The 23,732-nt window shown below is 41.9% G+C and carries 21 protein-coding genes; 17 read left to right on the top strand and 4 right to left on the bottom strand.

All coding sequences use genetic code 11. The annotated features are described in order from the left end of the window. Positions 1-2 precede the first annotated feature (2 nt). Together AWH02_RS00805 and AWH02_RS00800 are read right to left on the bottom strand one after the other, a co-directional pair. Positions 3-677, bottom strand: a complete 675-nt coding sequence (locus AWH02_RS00805; RefSeq protein ID WP_060553832.1) for a DUF1129 domain-containing protein — start codon at positions 675-677, stop codon at positions 3-5. 18 nt (positions 678-695) lie between these two features. Continuing rightward, a complete protein-coding gene (locus tag AWH02_RS00800; RefSeq protein WP_008809852.1) occupies positions 696-1,640 on the bottom strand; it encodes a magnesium transporter CorA family protein in 945 nt (314 codons plus the stop codon). Between the two features lie 129 nt (positions 1,641-1,769). Here AWH02_RS00800 and uvrA point away from each other — a divergent pair, with 129 nt between their 5' ends. From uvrA to AWH02_RS00755, 9 genes are all read left to right on the top strand, one after another. Next, positions 1,770-4,601 carry an excinuclease ABC subunit UvrA gene (gene uvrA / locus AWH02_RS00795; protein ID WP_060553833.1) on the top strand — a complete coding sequence of 944 codons (2,832 nt, stop codon included), beginning with the start codon at positions 1,770-1,772 and terminating at the stop codon, positions 4,599-4,601. A 151-nt stretch (positions 4,602-4,752) separates the two neighbouring features. Then, the gene (locus AWH02_RS00790) at positions 4,753-5,814 is read left to right on the top strand and encodes a M24 family metallopeptidase (RefSeq protein ID WP_060553834.1); all 1,062 of its coding nucleotides are present in this window, start codon (positions 4,753-4,755) and stop codon (positions 5,812-5,814) included. Positions 5,815-5,865: 51 nt separating this feature from the next. Further along, complete coding sequence (locus tag AWH02_RS00785) at positions 5,866-6,798, top strand: Tim44 domain-containing protein (protein ID WP_060553835.1); 933 nt, start codon at positions 5,866-5,868, stop codon at positions 6,796-6,798. An 8-nt stretch (positions 6,799-6,806) separates the two neighbouring features. Then, entirely contained in the window at positions 6,807-7,910 is a 1,104-nt protein-coding gene (locus AWH02_RS00780; RefSeq protein WP_060553836.1) for an SPFH domain-containing protein, read from the top strand. A 134-nt stretch (positions 7,911-8,044) separates the two neighbouring features. After that, positions 8,045-8,605, top strand: coding sequence for an elongation factor P (gene efp, locus AWH02_RS00775; protein ID WP_009754238.1), 561 nt, complete (start codon positions 8,045-8,047; stop codon positions 8,603-8,605). A 19-nt stretch (positions 8,606-8,624) separates the two neighbouring features. After that, entirely contained in the window at positions 8,625-9,014 is a 390-nt protein-coding gene (locus tag AWH02_RS00770; protein WP_008809845.1) for an Asp23/Gls24 family envelope stress response protein, read from the top strand. Further along, positions 9,007-9,432, top strand: a complete 426-nt coding sequence (gene nusB, locus AWH02_RS00765) for a transcription antitermination factor NusB (RefSeq protein ID WP_045504424.1) — start codon at positions 9,007-9,009, stop codon at positions 9,430-9,432. The genes AWH02_RS00770 and nusB overlap by 8 nt, the downstream gene beginning before the upstream one ends. Continuing rightward, complete coding sequence (locus AWH02_RS00760) at positions 9,416-9,631, top strand: hypothetical protein (protein WP_060553837.1); 216 nt, start codon at positions 9,416-9,418, stop codon at positions 9,629-9,631. Before nusB ends, AWH02_RS00760 begins: the two co-directional genes overlap by 17 nt. Positions 9,632-9,651: 20 nt before the next feature. Further along, positions 9,652-10,509, top strand: coding sequence for a 5'-nucleotidase, lipoprotein e(P4) family (locus tag AWH02_RS00755; RefSeq protein ID WP_060553838.1), 858 nt, complete (start codon positions 9,652-9,654; stop codon positions 10,507-10,509). A 73-nt stretch (positions 10,510-10,582) separates the two neighbouring features. On the opposite strand, the gene AWH02_RS00750 is transcribed toward AWH02_RS00755, so the two are convergent. Together AWH02_RS00750 and AWH02_RS00745 are read right to left on the bottom strand one after the other, a co-directional pair. Continuing rightward, positions 10,583-11,548: a LacI family DNA-binding transcriptional regulator gene (locus tag AWH02_RS00750; protein ID WP_060553839.1), complete on the bottom strand. Its 966-nt coding sequence runs from the start codon at positions 11,546-11,548 to the stop codon at positions 10,583-10,585. Then, the gene (locus AWH02_RS00745) at positions 11,529-12,983 is read right to left on the bottom strand and encodes a sucrose-6-phosphate hydrolase (protein WP_060553840.1); all 1,455 of its coding nucleotides are present in this window, start codon (positions 12,981-12,983) and stop codon (positions 11,529-11,531) included. Before AWH02_RS00745 ends, AWH02_RS00750 begins: the two co-directional genes overlap by 20 nt. Before the next feature lie 198 nt (positions 12,984-13,181). Between AWH02_RS00745 and AWH02_RS00740 the strand changes: the two genes are divergently transcribed. The 8 genes from AWH02_RS00740 (at position 13,182) to AWH02_RS00705 (ending at position 23,674) form a co-directional block, all read left to right on the top strand. Next, entirely contained in the window at positions 13,182-15,173 is a 1,992-nt protein-coding gene (locus tag AWH02_RS00740; RefSeq protein WP_060553841.1) for a sucrose-specific PTS transporter subunit IIBC, read from the top strand. A 250-nt stretch (positions 15,174-15,423) separates the two neighbouring features. Then, on the top strand, positions 15,424-17,538 hold the full coding sequence (locus AWH02_RS00735; RefSeq protein ID WP_012130882.1) for an ATP-dependent Clp protease ATP-binding subunit: 2,115 nt from the start codon (positions 15,424-15,426) through the stop codon (positions 17,536-17,538). 172 nt (positions 17,539-17,710) lie between these two features. Continuing rightward, entirely contained in the window at positions 17,711-18,043 is a 333-nt protein-coding gene (gene yajC, locus AWH02_RS00730) for a preprotein translocase subunit YajC (RefSeq protein WP_012130881.1), read from the top strand. A gap of 259 nt (positions 18,044-18,302) precedes the next feature. Continuing rightward, a complete protein-coding gene (locus tag AWH02_RS00725; protein ID WP_008809837.1) occupies positions 18,303-19,052 on the top strand; it encodes an isoprenyl transferase in 750 nt (249 codons plus the stop codon). Between the two features lie 8 nt (positions 19,053-19,060). Beyond that, complete coding sequence (locus tag AWH02_RS00720; protein ID WP_012130880.1) at positions 19,061-19,864, top strand: phosphatidate cytidylyltransferase; 804 nt, start codon at positions 19,061-19,063, stop codon at positions 19,862-19,864. Between the two features lie 156 nt (positions 19,865-20,020). Next, positions 20,021-21,277, top strand: coding sequence for an RIP metalloprotease RseP (rseP, locus tag AWH02_RS00715; RefSeq protein WP_197711255.1), 1,257 nt, complete (start codon positions 20,021-20,023; stop codon positions 21,275-21,277). Between the two features lie 75 nt (positions 21,278-21,352). Beyond that, positions 21,353-23,203 (top strand): proline--tRNA ligase, encoded by a 1,851-nt coding sequence (locus tag AWH02_RS00710; RefSeq protein WP_060553842.1) that lies wholly within the window; start codon positions 21,353-21,355, stop codon positions 23,201-23,203. Positions 23,204-23,293: 90 nt separating this feature from the next. Next, entirely contained in the window at positions 23,294-23,674 is a 381-nt protein-coding gene (locus AWH02_RS00705; RefSeq protein WP_045773451.1) for a PH domain-containing protein, read from the top strand. Positions 23,675-23,732: the final 58 nt, after the last annotated feature.

Below are 23,732 nucleotides of genomic sequence, written 5' to 3'. Positions count from 1 at the left end.
AATTAGTAGCGTCTCGGGTTAGCTGTGGCGCTTTTAATGTTGAATTTTTTCTTGAGGTACCAGCGTCCTACTAGGGCAAGACCACCAATCATTATGACAAGGAGGTTTGGCAATTGCGGATTAAGGAAGCTTGGTAGGAAAGCACTAAGAGTGAAGGCTACCAACCAAAGTAGGACAGCACCACTCATAACAATGGCTGATTTCCAAAAAGGTGGTTTAGTACCGTATTCTTGGTCCGGTTCATAGTAGCGATAAATGAAATGGTAGAGTGAATAGAAAACCAAACCTCCTGTTAAACTACCCAGAACTAGGGTAGTAAATCCGTAAGGATTCGGTGTTTTTGCAAAATAGTTAACTGCTCCTTGGAAAATAGATAAAAGCCCGAAAATTAAAAGAGCAGAATCCAAAATCATGAGGCGCGGATCGTCATTTTGTGCAGGATTTTCAGCTGCTTTTTTCTCTGCAGCGGTTAATTGCTGAACCCAGGCAGTTGGGGAACCGTAGAGACCACGGGCAGTGATTCCTTTGGATTGGTTTTCAAGGATGGTAGGAATAATATCTTCTAGGAGGACTTTGATTTCCTCATCGGTTTTCCCAGCTTCAATCAACTGGTGAGTTGCAATGCGAATAAATTCTTGGTTTTTCTTGCTAAGTTTGTCTATAGATACTTGTGACATAGGCTTTCCTTCTATCAATTAAAATAGTTTTTTGTGCATGAGGTAAACGGTGAGAGAACCGCTGATAGCAAAGGCGATAAACATGATGATCCAAAAGGCATGAGGTTCGCCATTGAGTGGGATATCGTTATTTTTAAAGTTCATACCATAGGCAGAAAAAATCATAGTTGGAATGGACATAACGACCGTTACCAAGGCCAGAGTTTTCATAATGTTGTTCTGGTTATTGGAAATAATGGACGCAAAGGTGTCTGTCATCCCACGCAGGATATTTCCATAAATGTCTGCCATCTCAATGGCCTGCTGGGTCTCAATCAAGGTGTCTTCTAGCAAGTCTTCATCCTCTAGGTATTTTTTGATATTGCTAGTGGCGCTGGTCAGCTTTTTAATCACGCGCTCATTGGTTTTGAGAGAGGCCTTGAAGTAGACAATGGTTTTTTCCAACTCCATGAGTTCAATCAACTCTTCGTTTCGCGTAGACTGGTGTAGCTGGCTTTCAATCTGCTCGCTCTTGCGGTCAATAGAACGTAGGGCTGTCAGATATAGCTCGGCATTACGATAGAGAATCTGAAAGATAAAGCGTGACTTCATAAAGGTGTAAAAGTTGCGCAGGCGACGGTGGATGAAGATATCCAACAAGGGGAGCTTTTCCAAACAGGTGGTGATAATGGCATCCTCTGTCAGAATGATACCAAGCGGAATAGTGACATAATAGGTCTTGTTGTTTCTTTCTTCAGTGATGGGAACGTCCACGATAATCAAAGTATAGTCATCTTCGATGGTTACCCGGGACATTTCTTCCGCATCGAGTGGCGCACGTAAGTCGGTGATATCAATACCGAAAGCATTGGCAATTTCAACTGATTCGCTCTGGGAAGGATTGACAAGATTGATCCAAGTACCCGATTCGAGGGAGTCAATCTCTTTGAATTCGGTCGTAGTAGATAAAAAGACTTGTTTCATGCTCTTTTCCCTTTCCAGATTGTTTTTTTAGACACCGTACTATTATACTATAAATTCACGATTTTTGGAGCAAAAGAATAGAGAAAATTTTGATATAATAGAGAATGTTCAAAGTGAAATGAGGTTAAGATGCAAGATAAAATTGTGATCCATGGAGCGCGAGCTCATAATCTAAAAAATATTGATGTAGAAATTCCTAGAGACAAGCTGGTTGTGGTGACAGGATTATCCGGTTCAGGTAAGTCTAGTCTGGCTTTTGACACTCTCTATGCTGAGGGGCAACGTCGCTATGTTGAGAGTTTGTCGGCCTATGCTCGGCAGTTCTTAGGTAATATGGAAAAGCCGGATGTGGACTCAATTGATGGTCTTAGCCCGGCTATTTCCATCGATCAAAAGACGACTAGTAAAAATCCCCGTTCAACTGTGGGAACTGTTACTGAAATCAATGACTACTTGCGCTTGCTCTATGCCCGTGTTGGCACGCCATACTGTGTCAACGGCCACGGAGCTATTACGGCTTCCTCTGTTGAGCAGATTGTAGACCAAGTCTTGGAGCTTCCAGAGCGCCAGCGCTTGCAGATTTTGGCGCCAGTTATCCGCAAGAAAAAGGGCCAGCATAAGACTGTCTTTGATAAAATTCAGAAAGATGGCTACGTCCGAGTGCGCGTGGATGGTGAAATTTACGATGTGACAGAAGTTCCTGACCTATCAAAGAGCAAGCAACATGACATTGAGGTTGTGGTAGACAGAATTGTCATCAAAGAGGGAGTGAGAAGTCGTCTTTTTGATTCGGTCGAAGCTGCTTTACGGATTGCAGAGGGCTATGTAGTTATTGATACCATGGATGGGAAAGAACTGCTCTTTTCTGAGCATTATGCCTGTCCGGTTTGTGGCTTTACGGTGCCAGAACTTGAGCCACGTCTCTTCTCTTTCAATGCGCCCTTTGGCTCTTGTCCGGACTGTGATGGCTTGGGAGTAAAACTAGAAGTAGACTTAGATCTTGTGGTGCCAGATTCTAGTATGACTTTACGAGAAGGTGCACTGGCACCCTGGAATCCGATCTCTTCCAACTACTATCCGCAGATGCTAGAACAGGCGATGACCTCCTTTGGCATTGATATGGACAAACCTTTTGAAGAGCTAAGTGAAGAAGAAAAGCAATTGATTTTCTTTGGCTCAGATGGACGAGAATTCCATTTCCACTATGAAAATGAATTTGGAGGCGTGCGAGATATTGACATTCCTTTTGAGGGAGTGGTGACCAATATCAACCGTCGCTACCATGAGACCAATAGTGACTATACTCGGACCCAGATGCGAACCTATATGAATGAGTTGTCCTGTGTAGCGTGTCATGGCTATCGTCTTAGTCCTCAGGCCTTATCAGTCAGGGTTGGGGGTGAAGCAGGTTTGCATATTGGTGAGATTTCAGACTTGTCCATTGCAGATCATTTGCTTCAGTTGGACAAGCTTAGCTTGACAGACAACGAAGCTACGATTGCTCGGCCTATTCTCAAAGAAATTCATGATCGGCTAACCTTCCTCAATAACGTTGGTCTTAATTACTTGACCCTATCTCGTTCTGCTGGTACATTATCAGGAGGCGAAAGCCAGCGGATTCGCTTGGCGACCCAGATTGGTTCTAATTTGAGTGGCGTTCTTTATATTCTTGATGAACCATCGATTGGCTTGCACCAGCGTGACAATGACCGCCTGATTGCCAGCCTTAAGAAGATGCGTGACCTAGGAAATACCCTCATCGTGGTTGAGCACGATGAGGACACCATGCGGGAGGCTGACTGGCTGATTGATGTCGGGCCAGGAGCAGGAGTCTTTGGTGGTGAAATAGTTGCAGCTGGTACTCCTGCACAAGTGGCTAAGAATAAGAAGTCTATCACTGGACAGTACCTATCAGGCAAGCGTGAAATTCCAGTACCACTGGAACGTCGTGTAGGAAATGGGCGTTTTATCGAAATTACAGGTGCGGCTGAAAATAATTTACAGAACATTACAGCTCGTTTCCCACTTGGGAAGTTTATCGCTGTGACGGGAGTTTCGGGATCCGGCAAATCGACCTTGGTCAACTCTATTCTAAAAAAGACCTTGGCTCAAAGACTCAATCGTAATTCGGATAAGCCTGGAAAATTTAAAACGATCTCTGGAGTAGATTATATAGATCGTTTAATCGATATTGATCAAAGTCCAATTGGTCGGACACCGCGCTCCAACCCTGCCACCTACACTGGAGTTTTTGATGATATTCGGGATCTTTTTGCTCAAACCAATGAAGCCAAGATTCGTGGCTATAAGAAGGGTCGTTTTAGTTTTAACGTGAAGGGTGGCCGTTGTGAGGCTTGCTCGGGTGACGGTATCATCAAAATCGAAATGCATTTCTTACCAGATGTTTATGTTCCTTGTGAAGTTTGTCATGGAAGACGCTACAACAGTGAGACCTTAGAAGTACACTACAAGGAAAAAAATATCTCACAAATCTTAGATATGACAGTCAATGATGCAGTTGATTTCTTCAAACATATTCCAAAGATCAATCGGAAGCTACAAACAATTAAAGATGTGGGCCTAGGGTATGTTACTTTAGGACAGCCAGCGACTACTCTATCGGGTGGTGAAGCCCAGCGGATGAAGCTGGCTAGTGAGCTTCACAAGAGATCGACCGGCAAGTCGCTCTATATCTTGGATGAACCGACGACTGGCCTTCATACAGAGGATATCTCTCGCTTGCTAAAAGTTCTGGATCGTTTCGTTGATGATGGAAATACCGTCTTAGTTATTGAGCACAATCTAGATGTGATTAAGACAGCTGACCATATTATTGATTTAGGCCCAGAAGGTGGTGTCGGTGGTGGTACGATTATTGCAACTGGTACACCAGAGGAGATCGCCGCAAACCCAACTAGCTATACTGGTCAGTATCTGAAAGAGAAGTTGCATCAAAAATAGTATTTTATAAATCCTTGCCGTCTGCATGTTGGCAGGGATTTTTGTTATGTGGAATTTCTGAGTAATACGGCCGAAATATTGCTTGATAAAAATACTTCTCTTTTATTTGTTTTTTGATATAATATGCTTAACTATTTTGTGGAGGTATGAAATGTTATCAAGAGTTGAAAAATTTGAAGCAGCATTGGCTCAGACAGAATGTGATGCTGTCTTAGTAACCAATTTAAAAAATATATACTATCTGACTGGCTTTAGCGGAACAGAGGCGACAGTTTTCATCAGTAAGACACGTCGTATTTTCCTGACGGATGCCCGTTATACACTGATTGCCAAGGGAGTAGTTCAAGGATTTGATATTGTTGAAACGCGAGACGCACTTGGTGAGATTGCTAAAATCATAGCGGACGACAAGCTGGAAAAAATTGGCTTTGATGACGAGATTTCCTATGCTTATTTCAAGATGCTAGAAAGTCTTTTCTCAGGCTATGAGCTAGTACCAATGACTGGTTTTATTGAGAATTTGCGCATGATTAAAGATGAGCAAGAAATCGCGACCATTCGCAAGGCCTGCCAAATTTCAGATCAAGCCTTCCTAGATGTACTGGACTTTATCAAGCCGGGTGAGACGACTGAGCTGGCGGTTATGAACTTTTTAGATGCCCGGATGCGTCAGCTAGGTGCTTCAGGTGCCTCTTTTGACTTTATCATCGCTTCAGGCTACCGCTCTGCTATGCCTCACGGTGTGGCTAGTGAAAAGGTCATTCAAAATGGCGAAACCCTGACCATGGACTTTGGCTGCTACTACAATCACTATGTCAGCGATATGACACGGACAATTCATGTGGGGCGGGTGACAGACGAAGAGCGGGAGATTTATGATATTGTCCTGCGCAGCAATCAAGCTCTGATAGAAGCTGCTAAGGCTGGGCTTAGTCGGATTGATTTTGACCGAATTCCGCGGCATATTATTAACGATGCTGGATATGGTCCTTACTTTAGCCACGGGATTGGCCACGGTATCGGTCTGGATATCCACGAGATTCCTTACTTCGGCAAGTCAGAAGAGCCGATTGAGGCCGGTATGGTCCTGACGGATGAGCCGGGTATTTATCTAGACGGCAAATACGGTGTCCGTATTGAAGACGATCTCATCATCACAGAAACAGGCTGTGAAGTCCTAACCCTTGCGCCAAAAGAATTGATTGTTATTTAGATTAAGAAATCTTTTCTTACCCTATTCATTTTAAAGGATAAAAAGAGGCTTATGAAAAAAGGTATTTTAGTATTTGCGACTATCTTTCTTGTTCTGCTCTTCTTTTTAGCCCCTGCCGTTGATGCTGGTGTGGGGAATTCTGAAAGTGGTGGTAGTAGCTTGATTGATTCGGGTGGCGGAAGCAGTTGGTCTGGAGGAGACAGTTGGTCTGGTGGCTCGAGCAGTTATAGCTCAAGCTCTGGTTCGGGTTCTTCGGGAAGTTTTGCCGTTGTTGTCATCAGTGGAGTTATTGGTTTACTATATAACTTAGTAAAAGGTACAGATGATACTAGTTCTTCAAATAATGAATTAAAAAGAACGACTGAGGAAAGAGCCGGCAAGCCGATTCAGAATAATCTCGAAGCGATTAGACAACTGAAACAACAGGATCCAAACTTTGATGAAGAGCGTTTCTTGTCACAGGTGAAGGTAATCTACCTTCGACTTCAATCTGCCTGGACCGAGAAAGATTGGGCTTCGGTTCGTGGCTTAGAAAGTCCGAGTCTCTATGACCAGCACAGCACTCAGCTACAGGAGCATATTCGAGCGAAAACGACCAATGTCTTGGAACGTGTACGAGTAGAAAATTCTAAGATTAAGGACTTCTATCCAAATCCGCAAGGACATGATAGATTGGAAGTGATCTTGTCATCGACTATGAGGGATTATATCAGGGACGATGAAACAGGTCGGATTATCGAAGGTGATCCAACCAAGGACTTATTTACAGTCTATCGCCTAAACTTCATTCGTCTGCATGATGCTAAGACTGAAGAAGTTACGAAGACTGACATTCTTAGTGACCACTGTCCAAACTGTGGGGCTCCTCTGACGATTGAATCTGTTTCCAAGTGTGAATACTGTCAGGCTTCCTTGGTACGAACAGCTCAGGATTGGCTCTTGGATACCTATGATGTTGTCGATGAAATTGAATTTTATAAATAGGAGATAGTATGGGATTTATTAAAGCAGCCCTTTCTGGGGGCATCAGTAGCTTTCGTGATAGCAAGTTTAAAGAAGCGGTTGTTCTGCCTGAGTCAGTTCCGTCAGAAGCCTTGGCAGTTAAAGGTGTTTTGTTGACAAAAGACCCTGATGGTCAATCTCGACACGGCAATCAAAATACCGGTCTTTTAACGGATGGCTCTTTGGTAATTGTTCCTCAAGGCTATGTGGCTTTATTGGTCAACAATGGAACTTTTCTGGGAGAACTTTTGGAAGCTGGTAGTCACGAATGGCAAGCTGGCGACAATGCTTGGTTACTAGAAAAAGGTGGGATCAAAGGAACTTGGGAAAACTTTAAGAATCGCTTCTCATTTGGCGGACAAGTTGTGACCCAACAAGAAATTATTTATTTCAAGATCCAGCCTTTCACAGGTAATAAATTTGGAACTCAAAACCCTGTTGAATACTTTAGTGAACGTTATCAACAACTGCTTAGTATCAGATTTTACGGGCTGTACGATGTCAAAATTGCGGATCCAGTTCTCTTTTATATTAGTTCTGTAAGTCGTCAGATTACGGTGGATCAACCATTTACCTTACAAGATGTAGCAAAAGGAACCCTGCGCCAAAATCTGCCACCAAAGATTGCGGTTGCCATCGCAAAGTATACTGCTGACAATCACGTAGATATCTATAGCCTCAATGCTAATCAAGAAGTCTTTAATGAACTTGCAAAACAAGAGGTCAATCAAACTTGGACGAGCTTATATGGCTTGGAAGTAACCAATGTCCTCCTTGAAGACCTAAGCTATGATGAAGATAGCATGGCGACTGTTCGAAAGCTTGATAGTGAGTTGGTGGCTATGAAATACAACACGATCGAAATTGAAGAACGCAGGGCGCGTAATGAGGCTTTGATTGCTGCAGCCAAAAACGAAGGCGGAAACGGCATGAATCTTTTGATGGGGATGAACCTTGGCCAAGCCTTAGGTGGAGAACTCCAACAACAAGTTTCGTCTTCTCAAGGCAAGGAAAAAACATTTTATATTGAGGTGGATGGGAAATATGTCCATGTCAAGAAAGATGAAGAAGGAAATATCGTTCCAGTAGACTGAAGTAAGTGTACGGTATGGTGAACAAGTCTGAAAATTTAGTAACTGCAACCAATTGGAGTTGATTGTTATTTGAGAATTATCAGGCTTTATGGTACAATAAAGAGTAAATTATTTATTAAAGAGGTAAAAATCACATGATTGAAGCAAGTAAATTGAAAGCTGGTATGACTTTTGAAACAGCTGATGGCAAATTGATCCGCGTTTTGGAAGCAAGCCACCATAAACCAGGTAAAGGAAATACGATCATGCGTATGAAATTGCGTGACGTTCGTACTGGTTCAACTTTTGATACAAGCTACCGTCCAGAAGAAAAATTTGAGCAAGCTATTATTGAAACTGTTCCAGCTCAATACTTGTACCAAATGGATGACACTGCTTACTTCATGAATACTGAAACCTATGACCAATATGAAATCCCAGTAGTCAATGTTGAAGATGAATTGAAATACATCCTTGAAAACTCTGACGTAAAAATCCAGTTCTATGGAAGCGAAGTGATTGGTGTGACAGTGCCAACAACTGTTGAATTAGTTGTAACTGAAACTCAACCATCAATCAAGGGTGCTACTGTAACTGGTTCTGGTAAACCAGCTACTCTTGAAACTGGTCTTGTCGTTAACGTTCCAGACTTTATTGAAGTTGGACAAAAATTGATCATCAACACTGCAGAAGGAACTTACGTTTCTCGCGCATAATATAGAAGAGGTAATCACTATGGCAACTGAACAATTAGGTGAAATTGTTATTGCGCCACGCGTTTTGGAAAAAATCATTGCGATTGCAACTGCAAAAGTAGACGGAGTTCACTCTTTTGCAAACAAGAGTATGTCAGATAGCTTAGCTAAGCGTTCTTTGAGTCGTGGGGTCTATCTTCATACTGCGGATAATGGCGATGTGACAGTGGATATTTATCTTTACTTGGAATATGGTGTAGGGGTTCCTACCGTTGCTATGGCTATTCAAAAGGCTGTGAAAAGTGCTGTCCATGATATGGCAGATGTAAGTTTGTCGGCTGTTAATGTCCATGTTGCAGGTATTGTTCCAGAAAAATCTCCAAAACCAGATATGGCTGATTTATTTGACGAGGATTTCCTCAATGAGTAAGGTAATGGTAGACTCAAGACGTGATTTACGTGAGCGCGCATTTCAGGCATTGATGAGTCTGGAGTATGATGGAGATATAGTTGAAGCTTGTCGCTTTGCTTATCTACATGATAAGGAAGAAGAGGAACAAGTTGAACTTCCAATCTTCTTGCTTAATCTAGTTAATGGCGTTATGCAATCCAAAAGTGAGCTCGATGATAAGATTACTCAGTATTTGAAGGCTGGTTGGACCTTGGATCGTTTGACTCTGGTAGAGAAAAATATTCTGCGTTTAGGTTTGTATGAGCTACTAGAATATGACGAGACACCACAGCTTGTTGCAGTTAACGAGGCTATTGAGCTGGCGAAAAAATTCTCAGATGAAAAATCAAGTAAGTTTATCAATGGGATTTTGAGTCAATTTGTTACAGAAGAATAAAAAAGCTGAGATTCTTATCTCGGCTTTTTTCTGTAAGGAATCTAAAAAGAATGCAGATGGAGCTAGTGGTGAAGTAATACAAAAGATCAAAACCCTTTTACGTGAAGCTAGTCCTTCAAAAAATAGCAAATTATTAGATGCTAAGCTAGGAGTCTTTCTTGACAATCATTATGAAAACGTTATAATTTTATTAGATTAATATTAGGAGGATGTTTTTTTATGAAAGCAACGAAAGCTACCGTAACCATTTTTTCTGCATTGGCATCAGTTATTATTCTGACGAGCTGTGCTCCGAAACCAACAGAAAATAAGACAACAGAGAGCAGTACATCGGATAATAAGATTTCGATGACCTATGAACAGCTTCGTTCGAGAGAAAATACCATGTCTACTCTTTGGTATCAAAAGGCGGCTGAAACCAAGGCTTTGTATTTACAAGGCTATAATGTTGCAACGAATCGTCTGAAAGAATTATTAAAAACACCGACAGAAAAACCATATTCTATCGTCTTAGACTTGGATGAGACTGTACTTGATAACAGCCCATATCAAGTGAAAAATGTAAAGGATGGCACGGCATTTACACCTGAAAATTGGGATGTTTGGGTGCAAAAGGCGGAGGCTAAAGCTGTTCCAGGAGCAAAGGACTTTCTCCAATTTGCCAATGAAAATGGTGTACAAATTTACTATGTTTCTGACCGCGCAGCTAGTCAGGTAGATGCAACCATTAAGAACTTAGAAAAAGAAGGCATTCCTGTTCAGGGGCGTGACCATTTGATGTTCTTGGAAGAAGGCGTCAAGTCAAAAGAAGGACGTCGTCAAAAAGTTCAAGAGACAACAAATCTAGTTATGCTATTTGGGGATAATTTAGTCGACTTTGCAGACTTCTCCAAAAAGTCTTCTGAAGAGCGTGACAAGAAATTGGACGAACTTCAAAAAGAATTTGGTGAAAAATTCATTATCTTCCCTAACCCAATGTATGGATCATGGGAATCCACAGTTTACAAGGGCGAAAAATTAGACGCCAAGGGTCAAGTTGAAGAACGTGAAAAAGCCTTAGAAAGCTTTGATAAATAGTCTGAGAGCTTTTTGAAAGATTAGACATAAAAAGACAACCTCTTTTTTGAGGTTGTCTTTTTTGGGATAAAAATCAAATTCTTTTTCCAGGTAATAGACTAACTGGTAGGAAATAACCAGTCGTTTGAACTTCGTTGCCAGCAATCTTTTTGAGGAGTAGGTCTACAGATAGACGAGCTATATCTCTCAGTGGTTGCTTGATCGTTGCCAGCTGTGGGTAGTAGTTCTCCACAAAGTAGGTGCCATCGTAGCCAATGATTTTTAAGTCTTCGGGAACCTTAATGTCCAGCTCTTGAGCGACCTTCATAATTAAGATGGCTGTCAGATCGTCTGATGTAAAAATGCCATCAGGTTTGGTCTGAGTCAGAATTTGCTTGATTTCCATTTCCTTTCGGACGGGAGAAAAATCACTGGACACATTGATAATAGGTGCATCAGGTAGGACGGAAGCAAAGCCAGCATGGCGCAGGCCGGTTGGTGAGTTGGAATTGTCATTGCCAGTAATCATGATGATGTTTTGCGCACCAGCCTTGACCAAGGTTTGAGCCGCCAGCACTCCGCCTCCGTAGTTGTCTGAAGAGACGACAGGGATATCCGGCGAAAGATTGCGGTCGAAGGCAATAATTGGCGCAGTCACGCGATTGTAGTCCTCAATGCCTAGATTGTGGCTGCCGGAAATAATGCCGTCCACCTGATTGGCTTCCAGCATCTCAAGGTATTCACGCTCCTTGTCTGAGTCATGCTCACTATTGCAGATGATGGTTTTATAGCCCTGTTTAAAGAGCTCGTGCTCCAATTTACCAATTAATTCTGCATAAAAGACATTGCTGATATTAGGGAAAATAAGCCCGATTAGCTTAGCTGATTTTCCTTGGAGGCTGCGCGCCAGATTGTTGGGTTTGTAGGCCAACTCTCGCATGGCTGCCTCAACCTTAGAAATCGTTTTGTCGGATAAATAGCCTTTTCTGTTGATGACGCGAGAAACAGTTGTGGGGCTGACTCCTGCAAGTTTTGCTACATCAGTTAGCTTTGCGACCATAATCTAATTCATAGTAAGTACCGGTTGGATTGCCCTTGGTAATAGCAATGCCTGTCTGGTCTTCTTTCGGGAAGACACGGCCGGAAAATACTTTCTCTCCTTTATTGATGAAAATTTCAAAAATTGATTTATCTATAAATATACTAGCATTTGTTGCTTCTTTGTCAATATTACAGCTTCGGCTGGTTCCAAAGTCTAGAGCAAATGGCTCACCCGCCTGACTACGATCAACCTTTACTAGACCTGCTTTGAGGTCAAAATTGATGCGTAACCCCTTGCCATCCTTGTCTGCAAAGAGAACGATTTCGTGTTCGGTATCCGCAGCGAGATTCAGTTCTAGTTCGTAGCTGTTCTTGCTTTCTGACAGAGCAGTGAAAGGCTGAGATTCTGCTTGTAAATCCTTGATAGCAGGCACTGGGTATTGGTAGAGCTTGCCGTCTTTCAGACTTAATTCCTTGACGAGAGAGAAAACACCTTGATGGTCGAAGCGGTCAGAAGGGTACTCCACATCAGGCAATCCCAGCCAGCTGACAGCGAGTGCACGACCGTCAGGTGCATTGAAGGCTTGGCTGGCATAGCAGTCGAAACCAAAGTCCAGATTTTGGATAGGGCTAGGATCAATCATAGCAGCTTTATTTATGTCAAACGATTGACCTATTTTATACATGTTTGGATAAATATTACCATAATCCAGTACGTTTTTAGACAAACCTTGAGGACAATAAAGCAGGACTGGTTGGCCATTAATAAATACTAGGTTAGGGCACTCCATCATATAGGCCGTTTTGTCATTGGCGAAGTCTAAATCGCCGACGATTTCCCAGTTGGTATAGTCGTCATCAACAGCCTTGTAAAGCTTGACATAGCCTTGCTTGTCTAGATTTTGTCCTCCGACAATGGCATAGAACTGCCCTTTGTAGTTAAAAATCTGTGGATCGCGGAAGTGGTCAGTGGCTTCAGCAGGTTGCTCAATCAAGACCTTATTAATTTTTTCCAGCTTACCTGATTTATCTAACAAGGCGCCAATCTGATAGGGGTGACGTACCCAATTCTCATCACGAACATTGCCGGTGTAGAAGAGAAAGAGCTTGTCGTCAAACTGCATGGCAGAGCCAGAGTAGGCACCGTGGCTGTCTAGTGCGGTGTCTGGCAGTACACGGAGCCCGGTTTCAGTAAAGTGAACTAGGTCATCGCTCTCCAGCTGAACCCAGCACTTGAGACCGTGAGCTGCTCCGAAAGGAAAGTTTTGGTAGAAAACGATCCACTTGCCATCAAAATAGGAAAAACCGTTGGGATCATTGAGTAGTCCAGTCTGAGGTTCCACATGGTAGCTGGCCCTCCAAGGGGATTTTGCAATATTTTCTTTAATCTGCTGTACTTCATCCTGAGTCCAGTCTTCGTAGCGTCTGTAGCGTTTTTCAGTCGTCCAAGCCAAACTTTATTCCTCCGTCATGTGTTTTTCTTACTACTATAGTAAACGTTTTCTGCCTAAAAATCAACTTTAAACATATAAAAAAATAAAATTTCTGCAAAACGCTTGACATATTTTTGGATCATGGTAAAATAATATTCGTAAAGGTGATAAAATCGCTTTCAAAAAAGTTTAATAAATTTAATAAGGAGATTTTTGCAAATGGATTATTCAAAAGTTGCAAAACAGGTTATTGATGCTGTTGGAAAAGATAATCTTGTGGCAGCAGCACATTGTGCAACTAGATTGCGCCTTGTGTTGAAAGATGACAGTATTATTAATCAAAAAGCATTGGACGATAATGCTGATGTTAAAGGGACTTTTAAAACAGATGGTCAATATCAGGTTATTATTGGTCCTGGTGACGTAAACTTTGTTTATGCTGAGATTATAAAAGAAACTGGTCTTAAAGAAGTTTCAACTGATGATTTGAAGCAGATTGCTGCTAGTGGGAAGAAGTTTAATCCGATTATGGCTTTGATTAAACTCTTGTCCGATATTTTTGTACCAATTATTCCAGCCTTAGTTGCAGGCGGTCTTTTGATGGCTTTAGGTAATTTCCTTACCTCTAAGGGATTGTTTGGATCTCAATCGCTGGTCCAAATGTATCCAGCTATTAAGGGCCTTTCTGATATGATTCAGCTCATGTCTGCAGCCCCATTTTGGTTTTTACCAATTCTGGTAGGTATTTCAGCAGCAAAACGCTTTGGTGCTAACCAGTTCCTAGGTGCATCTATTGGTATGATTATGGTTGCGCCTGGTGCAGCAAATATCATTGGTTTGACGGCAAAAGATCTTATTGGTAAAGCATCGACAATTGGTGCCTATACAGAATTTTGGGATATTTTTGGCATGCATGTTAAGCAAACAAGCTATATTTACCAAGTTATTCCAGTTCTAGCTGCTGTATGGATTCTATCTTACCTTGAAAAATTCTTCCACAAGAAGTTACCGTCAGCTGTAGATTTCACCTTCACTCCATTGCTATCTGTTATGATTACTGGGTTCCTGACATTTACAGTTGTAGGTCCAGTAATGCTATTGGTATCTAATGGTATTACAGATGCAATTGTTTGGCTCTACAACACAACAAGCTTTATTGGCATGAGTATCTTTGGTGGAACTTATTCATTAATTGTAATGACTGGACTTCACCAATCTTTCCCAGCCATCGAAACGCAATTGCTTTCTGCTTGGCGAAATGGTAGTGGACATGGTGACTTTATCTTTGTTGTTGCATCTATGGCCAACGTTGCTCAAGGTGCAGCTACATTTGCAATTTTGTTCTTAACTAAGAATGCTAAAACCAAAGGTCTTGCATCATCTGCAGGTGTCTCTGCCCTCTTGGGTATTACAGAGCCGGCTCTCTTTGGTGTAAACTTGAAATATAAATTCCCATTCTTCTGTGCCCTTATCGGATCAGCAGTAGGAGCTCTCTTTGCAGGTCTTTTCCAAGTTGTTGCGGTGTCTCTTGGTTCAGCTGGTTTTCTTGGCTTCCTTTCAATTGATGCTCATTCAATTCCGTTCTATTTCTTATGTGAAGTTATTGCTTTTGCGATTGCCTTTGCTTTGACTTATTTCTACGGTAAGACAAAAGCAGCAGATGTTTTTGCTGCAGAAGCTACTGTTGAGACAGCTGTTGAAACAGTAGAAAAAGAGCTTGTTGAAGAGCAAGTAGTTGAAAATGAAAATTCTCTCCAAAACGAAACAATTCTAGCTCCAGTTGCTGGGGAAGTTGTCGCTCTTGCAGATGTTAATGATCCAGTATTTTCAAGCGGAGCTATGGGGCAAGGTTTAGCAATCAAGCCAAGCGAGGGAGTTGTCTATGCTCCGGCTGATGCAGAGGTTACGATTGCTTTTGCGACTGGACATGCATTTGGTCTTAAAACTTCTAATGGTGCAGAAATCTTGATTCACGTTGGTATTGATACGGTATCAATGAATGGTGAAGGTTTCAATCACACTGTAGCACAAGGTGATAAAGTCAAAGCAGGTGATGTTCTAGGAACATTTGATTCAGCTAAGATTGCTGCAGCTGGTCTCGAAGATACAACTATGGTTATCGTGACGAATACTGCGGACTATGCTTCTGTAACTCCAGTAGGTCAAGGGATAGTAAGCAAAGGTGATGCTGTTATTGAAGTAAAAGCCTAAAATTTAAGTATAATATAGAAAAACAGATATTCAAATTTGGATGTCTGTTTTTTTGTATTTTTCTTTCAAAAATACAACCTTGTAGAAAAAAATAAGGATAGAAACTCAAGCGATTACATTTGTAAATTTTTTTAAAAAATTTGAGCATAATTTATTGACAATCCTTTTGTACCATGGTACAATTACAAATGTAAACGAAAATAAAAAACAAAATATCGTTTGCAATTCTTGAAAATGAAGAGGTATAAATATGAATAACAATTACAACAATTTTAATAATATGGATGACTTATTTAATCAATTAATGGCTGGAATGCGTGGTTACAATAGTGAAAACCGTCGTTACCTCATTAACGGCCGTGAAGTGACGCCAGAAGAATTTGCACAATATCGTGCTACTGGTAAACTACCTGGTCAAGGAACGGGTGAACAGGATTTACAAACTGCTGGTCATGGACCTAAGCAAGATGGCATCCTGGCTAAGCTGGGTCGCAATCTGACTCAGGAAGCGCGTGATGGAAAGTTAGATCCAGTCATTGGGCGTAATAAGGAAATCCAAGAAACTGCTGAAATCCTTTCTCGCCGGACTAAGAACAATCCAGTTCTGGTCGGCGATGCTGGAGTTGGTAAGACAGCTGTCGTAGAAGGTTTGGCTCAAGCTATTGTCAATGGTGATGTACCAGCAGCTATCAAGAATAAGGAAATCATTTCTGTTGATATTTCTGGTCTGGAAGCTGGTACCCAGTATCGTGGTAGCTTTGAAGAAAATATCCAAAACTTGGTCAATGAAGTCAAGGAAGCTGGCAACATCATCCTATTCTTTGATGAAATCCATCAAATTCTAGGAGCAGGATCTACCGGTGGAGATAGTGGCTCTAAGGGACTAGCGGATATTCTCAAACCAGCGCTTTCTCGTGGTGAGTTGACAGTTATCGGAGCTACTACTCAGGATGAGTACCGTAATACTATTCTCAAAAATGCAGCTCTAGCTCGTCGTTTCAATGAAGTTAAAGTCAATGCACCGTCTGCCGAAGATACCTATAAAATTCTTCAAGGTATCCGAGACTTGTACGAAAAGCACCACAATGTCATCCTGCCAGATGAAGTACTGAAAGCTGCTGTGGACTACTCTGTTCAGTATATTCCACAAAGGAGCTTGCCAGATAAGGCAATCGACCTTGTTGATGTAACGGCAGCCCACTTGGCGGCTCAACATCCAGTGACTGATGTCCATGCGGTTGAACATGAGATCGCTGAGCAAAAAGACAAGCAGGAAGCCGCTGTTGAAAAAGAAGATTTCGAAGCAGCTCTGAATGCCAAGACTCGTATCGAAGAACTAGAAAAGAAAATTCAAAACCACACTGAGGATATGAAGGTGACTGCAACAGTCAACGATGTGGCAGAATCTGTTGAACGTATGACGGGTGTACCAGTATCTCAAATGGGTGCTAGTGATATTGAGCGCCTCAAGGGCATGAATGACCGTCTCAAAGCTAAAGTAATCGGCCAAGACAAGGCTGTAGAAGCTGTGGCTAGAGCTATCCGCCGTAACCGTGCAGGTTTTGACGAAGGAAATCGCCCAATTGGTAGCTTCCTCTTTGTTGGTCCAACTGGTGTAGGTAAGACTGAGCTTGCTAAGCAATTAGCTCTAGATATGTTCGGTACTAAAGAGGCCATCATCCGTCTGGATATGTCTGAATACTCTGACCGGACTGCTGTTTCCAAGCTGATTGGTACCACTGCGGGTTATGTTGGCTATGATGACAACAACAATACTTTGACCGAGCGTGTTCGTCGAAATCCATACTCTATCATTCTCTTGGATGAGATTGAAAAGGCTGATCCGCAAGTGATTACCCTTCTCCTTCAAGTTCTGGATGACGGCCGTTTGACAGATGGTCAAGGGAATACAGTTAACTTCAAGAACACAGTCATCATTGCGACTTCCAATGCTGGATTTGGCTATGAAGCTGGCTTAGAAGAAGATGCAGAAAAACCTGATCTGATGGACCGACTCAAAGCTTACTTCCGTCCAGAATTCCTCAATCGTTTCAATGCGGTTATTGAGTTCTCTCATCTCAAGAAAGAGGACTTGATGGAAATTGTGAATCTCATGTTGATTGAAGTAAATCAAACCTTGAGCAAGAAAGAAATTGATCTAGCTGTATCTGATGCAGCTAAGGAATTCCTGCGTGACGCTGGTTATGACCAAGTCATGGGTGTTCGTCCACTCCGCCGTGTCATTGAGCAACAAATCCGTGACAAGGTGACCGATTTCCACTTGGATCATTTAGATGCTAAGCACTTGACAGCTGATTTGGAAGATGGTGTCTTGGTTATTAAGGAAAAGGAGGGGGCTGAGTAAGTCCCTTTCTCTTGAACTTTTAAAAAAGACCAGCTATTAGTGGTGATAGAAAAAGTCCTTTGAAATCGTCTTTAAAGCCTTTTGTAGTCAGGTCGAAAGAACAGTCCTCTCTTGTAAAAAAAGGAGAAATTTGTTATAGTAATGAAGACATGAAAAACGAAAGGAGACGACTATGGGATACCAAATGATTATCATGTTTGTGGTCATGGCTGGATTGATTTTCTACATGAACCGCACACAGAAAAAACAAGCGGAAAAACGCATGGAAAGCTTGAACAAGCTCCAAAAGGGTTATGAGGTTATCACAATTGGCGGTTTGTATGGAACTGTTGATGAAGTGGATACTGAAAAACGGACCGTTGTTTTGGATGTTGATGGCGTTTATTTGACTTTTGAATTAACAGCGATCAAGACAGTCTTACCACAAGCTGAAGCAGAAGTTGATCCTGAAGCAAAAGTAGCGATTGAGGCTGCTGGCGTGGAAGAATCTGCTATCGAAGAATAAGAAAAAGAATCTGAGGATCTCGGATTCTTTTTTTACCTTTTTATCAGAGTCTGTAGTTTGGGGACATTTCTTGAAAATTAAAAGAGGAAAGCCTATAATATAAGAAGGTAAGGCCTTTCAAAGGGGTAAGAGGTTAGAATGAGGAGTTTTACGAAGCTTCTTAGCCTAGTTTTGGGAGACTGATGTCAAAAAACTTGCTAAAACAACACTTTTATTAGATTTATGATATAATAAAATGATTAAAATTTAGGATAAAGCTATGTTTCACTTAAAAAAGAAGGAAAAAGTAACCATCCCCCTACAGGTGCCAAAGCATATTGGGATTATTATGGATGGAAATGGCCGTTGGGCTAAGAAGAGACTGCAACCACGCGTGTTTGGACATAAGGCGGGTATGGAGGCTTTGCAGAATGTCACCATTGCAGCCAAAGAGATGGGCGTCCAGGTTTTGACGGTCTATGCTTTTTCAACAGAAAACTGGTCTCGACCAGAAAAAGAAGTCAAATTTATCATGAACCTGCCTGTTGAGTTTTATGAGCGTTATGTGCCAGAATTGCACAAAAATAATGTGAAGATTCAAATGATTGGTGATGTGGCTAGATTACCTAAGGCTACATATGATGCCTTGGTTAAAGCAGAAGAGCTGACCAAACTCAATACTGGCTTGATTTTGAACTTTGCCTTGAACTATGGTGGACGGGCAGAATTAACTCAAGCCATTCGAAATATTGCTCAAGAAGTTTTGGATGCCAAGTTTAACCCAGGTGATATTAGCGAGGAAATGATTGGGGATTATTTACAGACTAGTACCCTGCCTCGTATTTTGCGAGATCCGGATTTGATCATCAGGACTAGCGGGGAATTACGCCTCAGTAATTTCCTTCCTTGGCAAAGTGCCTATAGCGAATTGTACTTTACAAAGACCTTGTGGCCGGATTTTAATGAAAAATCTTTAAAAGAAGCTATCGAAGAATATAGTAAGCGCCAGAGACGCTTTGGTGGTGTTTAGGAGAATATATGGATAAGGATTTACAGACGAGATTGATTTTTGCGGGAGTGGCTCTTGCAATTTTCCTTCCTTTGGTCGTATTAGGAGGGGTCGCTTTTCAGATTGTTGTAGGTATTTTAGCCATGTTGGCAGTACATGAATTGCTCCGAATGAAGGGCCTAGCGACGACAACTCTTGAAGGTATGTTGGCTATGCTGGCGGCCTTTGTCTTAGCAGTTCCGATTGAGTATTATTTTACCTTTTTGCCAATTGATGGCAATGTAATAGCCTATACTCTGGTCGTCTTTTGCTTATTGGGTTCTATTGTCGTTGGTAGCAATTATACTTTTGATGATGTGGTCTATCCGATTGCAGTTAGTTTCTATGTGGGATCAGGTTTTAATGCCCTTTTAGATGCTCGAGTTGCAGGCCTAAATAAGGTGCTTTTGGCTCTTCTAATTGTTTGGGCAACAGATAGTGGTGCATATCTCTTTGGTCGCCGTTTTGGTATGAAAAAGCTAGCTCCAACAATTTCACCCAATAAAACTGTTGCAGGTGCCCTCGGTGGTATCGCGTCTGCGATGGTAGTCACCTTCATTTTTGTTTTGATTGATGGAAGTGTGGCAGCTCCGCATAATCGCTGGCTTTTGGTTTTATATGCGATTTTCTTTAGTATAGCTGGACAGTTTGGAGACTTGGTGGAAAGCGCCATTAAACGTCATTATGGTGTCAAAGATTCTGGTAAGTTTATACCTGGCCATGGTGGTGTTTTGGATCGCTTTGACAGTTTGCTCTTTGTCTTCCCTCTGATGCGGATTTTAGGTTTATTCTAATCTGTTTAAGATGTGCAGAGTTGGAGATGAGTGGCTTCTTCTGCCTGGAATAAAATTTAATGAAAAACAGAGTACTGGGAGACACTCCCAGCCTCTTTGATTTAGACTCCAGTAGTCAAGATTTAGAAAGGAATGTGTGGTAAGGAAAGTATGGGAATTATGGGACTCCTCACCTTCATCATTGTTTTTGGTATTATTGTAGTGGTTCATGAGTATGGACATTTCTACTTTGCCAAAAAGTCAGGCATTCTCGTTCGAGAGTTTGCCATTGGAATGGGACCGAAAATCTTTTCTCATATTGGAAAAGATGGAACAGCCTATACCATTCGGATTCTTCCTCTAGGTGGCTATGTGCGCATGGCCGGCTGGAGTGACGATACAACTGAAATCAAAACAGGAACACCTGTCAGTCTGACTCTGAATGAAGAAGGCAAGGTTATTCGAGTAAATCTATCTGGCAAGAAAATTGATCAGACAGCCCTGCCAATGAATGTGACAAGTTTTGATTTTGAAGATAAATTAGAAATCACTGGTTTGGTTCTTGAAGAAAGTAGAACCTACTCAGTTGATCACGATGCAACTATTGTTGAAGCAGATGGGACTGAAGTTCGTATTGCGCCTTTAGATGTTCAGTACCAAAATGCAACAATCTGGGGCCGTTTAATCACAAACTTTGCTGGCCCTATGAATAACTTTATTTTGGGTATCGTGGCCTTTTGGATCCTAATTGCTCTGCAAGGTGGGGTTCAAAATTTGGACACAAACCATGTACAGGTTGCTCCAAACGGCGCCTTGGCTCAAGCTGGTGTAAAAAATAACGACCAGATTCTAAAGGTTGGTCAGACAGAAATTTCAAACTGGGATGATTTGACTCAGGCAGTTGAAAAGGAAACGAAGGATCAAAAGAATCCCAAACTTAATCTGACGGTTAAAAGCGGAAACGAGACCAAAGATGTGACAGTCAGTCCTAAAAAAGAAGGGGACCGTTACTTATTAGGTGTCACGCCAGGCATGAAGTCGGATCTGATGTCCATGATGGTAGGTGGTCTGACCATGGCCTGGGATGCGGCCTTCCGTATTTTGAATGCTTTGAAAAACTTGATTTTCCATCCTAGTCTTAATCAACTGGGAGGACCGGTTGCTATCTTCCGTGTCAGCAGTCAAGCGGCACAAGCTGGTCTGGATCAGGTGATTAGTCTATTGGCTCTGCTATCAATCAATATTGGTATTTTCAATTTGATTCCGATTCCAGCTCTTGATGGTGGAAAGATTGTTCTCAACATTATTGAAGCAATTCGCAGAAAACCGCTCAAGCGCGAAACAGAGACTTATGTAACCTTAGCCGGTGTAGCGATTATGGTTGTGCTGATGATTGCTGTGACCTGGAATGATATTATACGTACATTCTTTTAAGTAAGGGCAAGTGAAGATAAAACGTAGATTGCTAAAGGGCCTTCACTGCCTCCAAATGTAATTAAAGGAGTTTTTATGAAACAAAGTAAAATGCTAATTCCAACCTTGCGTGAAATGCCAAGTGATGCGCAGGTTATCAGTCATGCCTTGCTTTTGCGGGCAGGCTATGTTCGCCAAGTGTCAGCGGGAGTTTATTCTTACCTGCCATTGGCCAACCGAGTTATTGAAAAGGCTAAAAATATCATGCGCCAAGAATTTGAAAAAATTGGTGCAGTAGAAATGTTGGCGCCAGCTTTGCTAAGTGCAGATCTTTGGCGCGAGTCAGGTCGCTACGAGACCTATGGTGATGACCTTTTCAAGTTAAAGAACCGTGAGGGATCAGACTTCATTTTGGGACCAACCCATGAAGAAACCTTTACTGCCCTAGTGCGTGATTCAGTGAAATCTTACAAACAATTACCGCTGAATCTGTATCAAATCCAGCCAAAATACCGTGATGAAAAACGTCCTCGCAACGGTCTTTTGCGGACGCGAGAGTTCATCATGAAAGATGCTTATAGCTTCCATGCGAACTATGATAGTTTGGATGTGACTTATGATGAATACAAGTCTGCCTATGAAAAGATCTTTACTCGTAGCGAAATTGATTTTAAAGCTATCATTGGAGATGGCGGAGCTATGGGAGGAAAGGATAGCCAAGAATTTATGGCGATTACTCCTGATCGAACAGACTTGGATCGTTGGTTGGTATTGGATAAATCCGTTGCAAGCTTGGATGAAATCCCTGTAGATGTTTTGGAAGCCATTAAGGCTGAGCTAAGCAACTGGATGGTTTCTGGTGAGGATACTATCGCTTACTCTAGCGAGTCAAGCTATGCAGCTAACCTTGAGATGGCAACAAATGAATACAAGCCGAGCAATCGTGTAGCAGCTGAAACCGAACTGGTTCGTGTGGAAACACCAAACTGTAAGACTATTGATGAAGTTGCAGCCTTCCTACAAGTTTCTGAGGAGCAAACCATCAAGACCTTGGTCTACATTGCAGATGAAAATCCGGTAGTGGCTTTGCTTGTAGGAAACGACCAGCTCAATGAAGTCAAATTGAAAAACCACTTAGGGGCTGACTTCTTTGAAGCGGCAACAGAAGCAGAAGTCCAAGAATTGTTCGGAGCAAACTTTGGCTCTCTTGGTCCAGTTAATCTGCCAGAAGAAGTGACCATCATCGCTGACCGTAAGGTTCAAGACTTGTCCAACGCTGTTGCTGGAGCCAATGAAGATGGCTACCACTTGACAGGGGTAAATCCTGGTCGTGACTTTACTGCTGAATATGTCGATATCCGTGAAGTTCGCGAAGGAGAAATTTCTCCAGATGGTAATGGTGTTCTGAAGTTTGCACGTGGGATTGAGATTGGGCACATCTTTAAACTAGGGACTCGTTACTCTGACAGTATGAATGCGACAGTTCTAGATGAAAATGGCCGAGCAGTTCCCCTTGTGATGGGTTGCTATGGTATCGGTGTTAGTCGTCTGCTCTCAGCTGTCATGGAACAGCATGCCCGCCTCTTTGTTAATAAAACTCCTAAAGGTGAGTATCGTTATGCTTGGGGAATTAACTTCCCTAAAGAATTGGCGCCATTTGACGTTCATTTGATCCCAGTCAATGTCAAAGATGAAGAAAGCTTGGCTTTGACCGACAAGATTGAAGAAAGTTTAGTTGGAGCTGGCTATGAAGTCTTAGTCGATGACCGCAATGAGCGGGTCGGTGTTAAGTTTAGCGATAGCGACTTGATTGGTCTGCCAATCCGAGTAACCGTTGGTAAGAAAGCTGCTGAAGGTATTGTAGAAGTCAAAATTAAAGCAAGTGGCGATACCATTGAGGTCCATGCAGATAACTTGATCGAAACCTTGTCTATTTTAACGAAATAAGATAAACTGCCAGTTTTGCCTGGCAGTTTTCTTTTGCTTATTGGACTTGAAAATGCTATAGTAAGAAAAAATGAATCGGAGGACGAAATCATGGGATTATTTAGTGGTTTGCTGGGCAATGCTTCTCAAAAAGATATTGATAAAGTTGAAAGAGAACTAGAAAATATTTTAACGCCAACGGAAAATGTGGAACTGGCCTTCAGTCTTATTCGAGATTTGATTGTGTTTACAGATGGGCGCTTGATTTTGGTTGATAAGCAAGGGATGACGGGCAAGAAAACGGCTTATAAGTCTTATCCTTATCGCTCTATCAGTCGATTTTCAGTGGAAACGGCTGGCCACTTTGACCTTGACGCTGAGTTGAAAATCTGGGTATCCAGTGCTGAAGAACCAGCCGAAACCTTAACTTTCCGAAGCGATAAGAGTGTTATTGCTATTCAGAAGGCTTTGGCAGAAGCAGTATTAAGATAAATAAAGGCGGTTTCAACCGCTTTTTTTGTAAACAAAAACTAACCACAGCTGAATAGCT

It is taken from the genome of Streptococcus gordonii (assembly GCF_001553855.1).
GTDB lineage: Bacteria > Bacillota > Bacilli > Lactobacillales > Streptococcaceae > Streptococcus > Streptococcus gordonii.
The sequence above is the reverse complement of the archived record's forward strand: the minus strand, read 5'-3'. Positions and strand labels throughout refer to the sequence as shown.

What these genes read in the sequence shown, in the direction of transcription:
- AWH02_RS00805 (WP_060553832.1), bottom strand. Translation starts at nt 677, where the DNA reads ATGTCACAAGTATCTATAGACAAACTTAGCAAGAAAAACCAAGAATTT.
- AWH02_RS00800 (WP_008809852.1), bottom strand. Translation starts at nt 1,640, where the DNA reads ATGAAACAAGTCTTTTTATCTACTACGACCGAATTCAAAGAGATTGAC.
- uvrA (WP_060553833.1), top strand. Translation starts at nt 1,770, where the DNA reads ATGCAAGATAAAATTGTGATCCATGGAGCGCGAGCTCATAATCTAAAA.
- AWH02_RS00790 (WP_060553834.1), top strand. Translation starts at nt 4,753, where the DNA reads ATGTTATCAAGAGTTGAAAAATTTGAAGCAGCATTGGCTCAGACAGAA.
- AWH02_RS00785 (WP_060553835.1), top strand. Translation starts at nt 5,866, where the DNA reads ATGAAAAAAGGTATTTTAGTATTTGCGACTATCTTTCTTGTTCTGCTC.
- AWH02_RS00780 (WP_060553836.1), top strand. Translation starts at nt 6,807, where the DNA reads ATGGGATTTATTAAAGCAGCCCTTTCTGGGGGCATCAGTAGCTTTCGT.
- efp (WP_009754238.1), top strand. Translation starts at nt 8,045, where the DNA reads ATGATTGAAGCAAGTAAATTGAAAGCTGGTATGACTTTTGAAACAGCT.
- AWH02_RS00770 (WP_008809845.1), top strand. Translation starts at nt 8,625, where the DNA reads ATGGCAACTGAACAATTAGGTGAAATTGTTATTGCGCCACGCGTTTTG.
- nusB (WP_045504424.1), top strand. Translation starts at nt 9,007, where the DNA reads ATGAGTAAGGTAATGGTAGACTCAAGACGTGATTTACGTGAGCGCGCA.
- AWH02_RS00755 (WP_060553838.1), top strand. Translation starts at nt 9,652, where the DNA reads ATGAAAGCAACGAAAGCTACCGTAACCATTTTTTCTGCATTGGCATCA.
- AWH02_RS00750 (WP_060553839.1), bottom strand. Translation starts at nt 11,548, where the DNA reads ATGGTCGCAAAGCTAACTGATGTAGCAAAACTTGCAGGAGTCAGCCCC.
- AWH02_RS00740 (WP_060553841.1), top strand. Translation starts at nt 13,182, where the DNA reads ATGGATTATTCAAAAGTTGCAAAACAGGTTATTGATGCTGTTGGAAAA.
- AWH02_RS00735 (WP_012130882.1), top strand. Translation starts at nt 15,424, where the DNA reads ATGAATAACAATTACAACAATTTTAATAATATGGATGACTTATTTAAT.
- yajC (WP_012130881.1), top strand. Translation starts at nt 17,711, where the DNA reads ATGGGATACCAAATGATTATCATGTTTGTGGTCATGGCTGGATTGATT.
- AWH02_RS00725 (WP_008809837.1), top strand. Translation starts at nt 18,303, where the DNA reads ATGTTTCACTTAAAAAAGAAGGAAAAAGTAACCATCCCCCTACAGGTG.
- AWH02_RS00720 (WP_012130880.1), top strand. Translation starts at nt 19,061, where the DNA reads ATGGATAAGGATTTACAGACGAGATTGATTTTTGCGGGAGTGGCTCTT.
- AWH02_RS00710 (WP_060553842.1), top strand. Translation starts at nt 21,353, where the DNA reads ATGAAACAAAGTAAAATGCTAATTCCAACCTTGCGTGAAATGCCAAGT.
- AWH02_RS00705 (WP_045773451.1), top strand. Translation starts at nt 23,294, where the DNA reads ATGGGATTATTTAGTGGTTTGCTGGGCAATGCTTCTCAAAAAGATATT.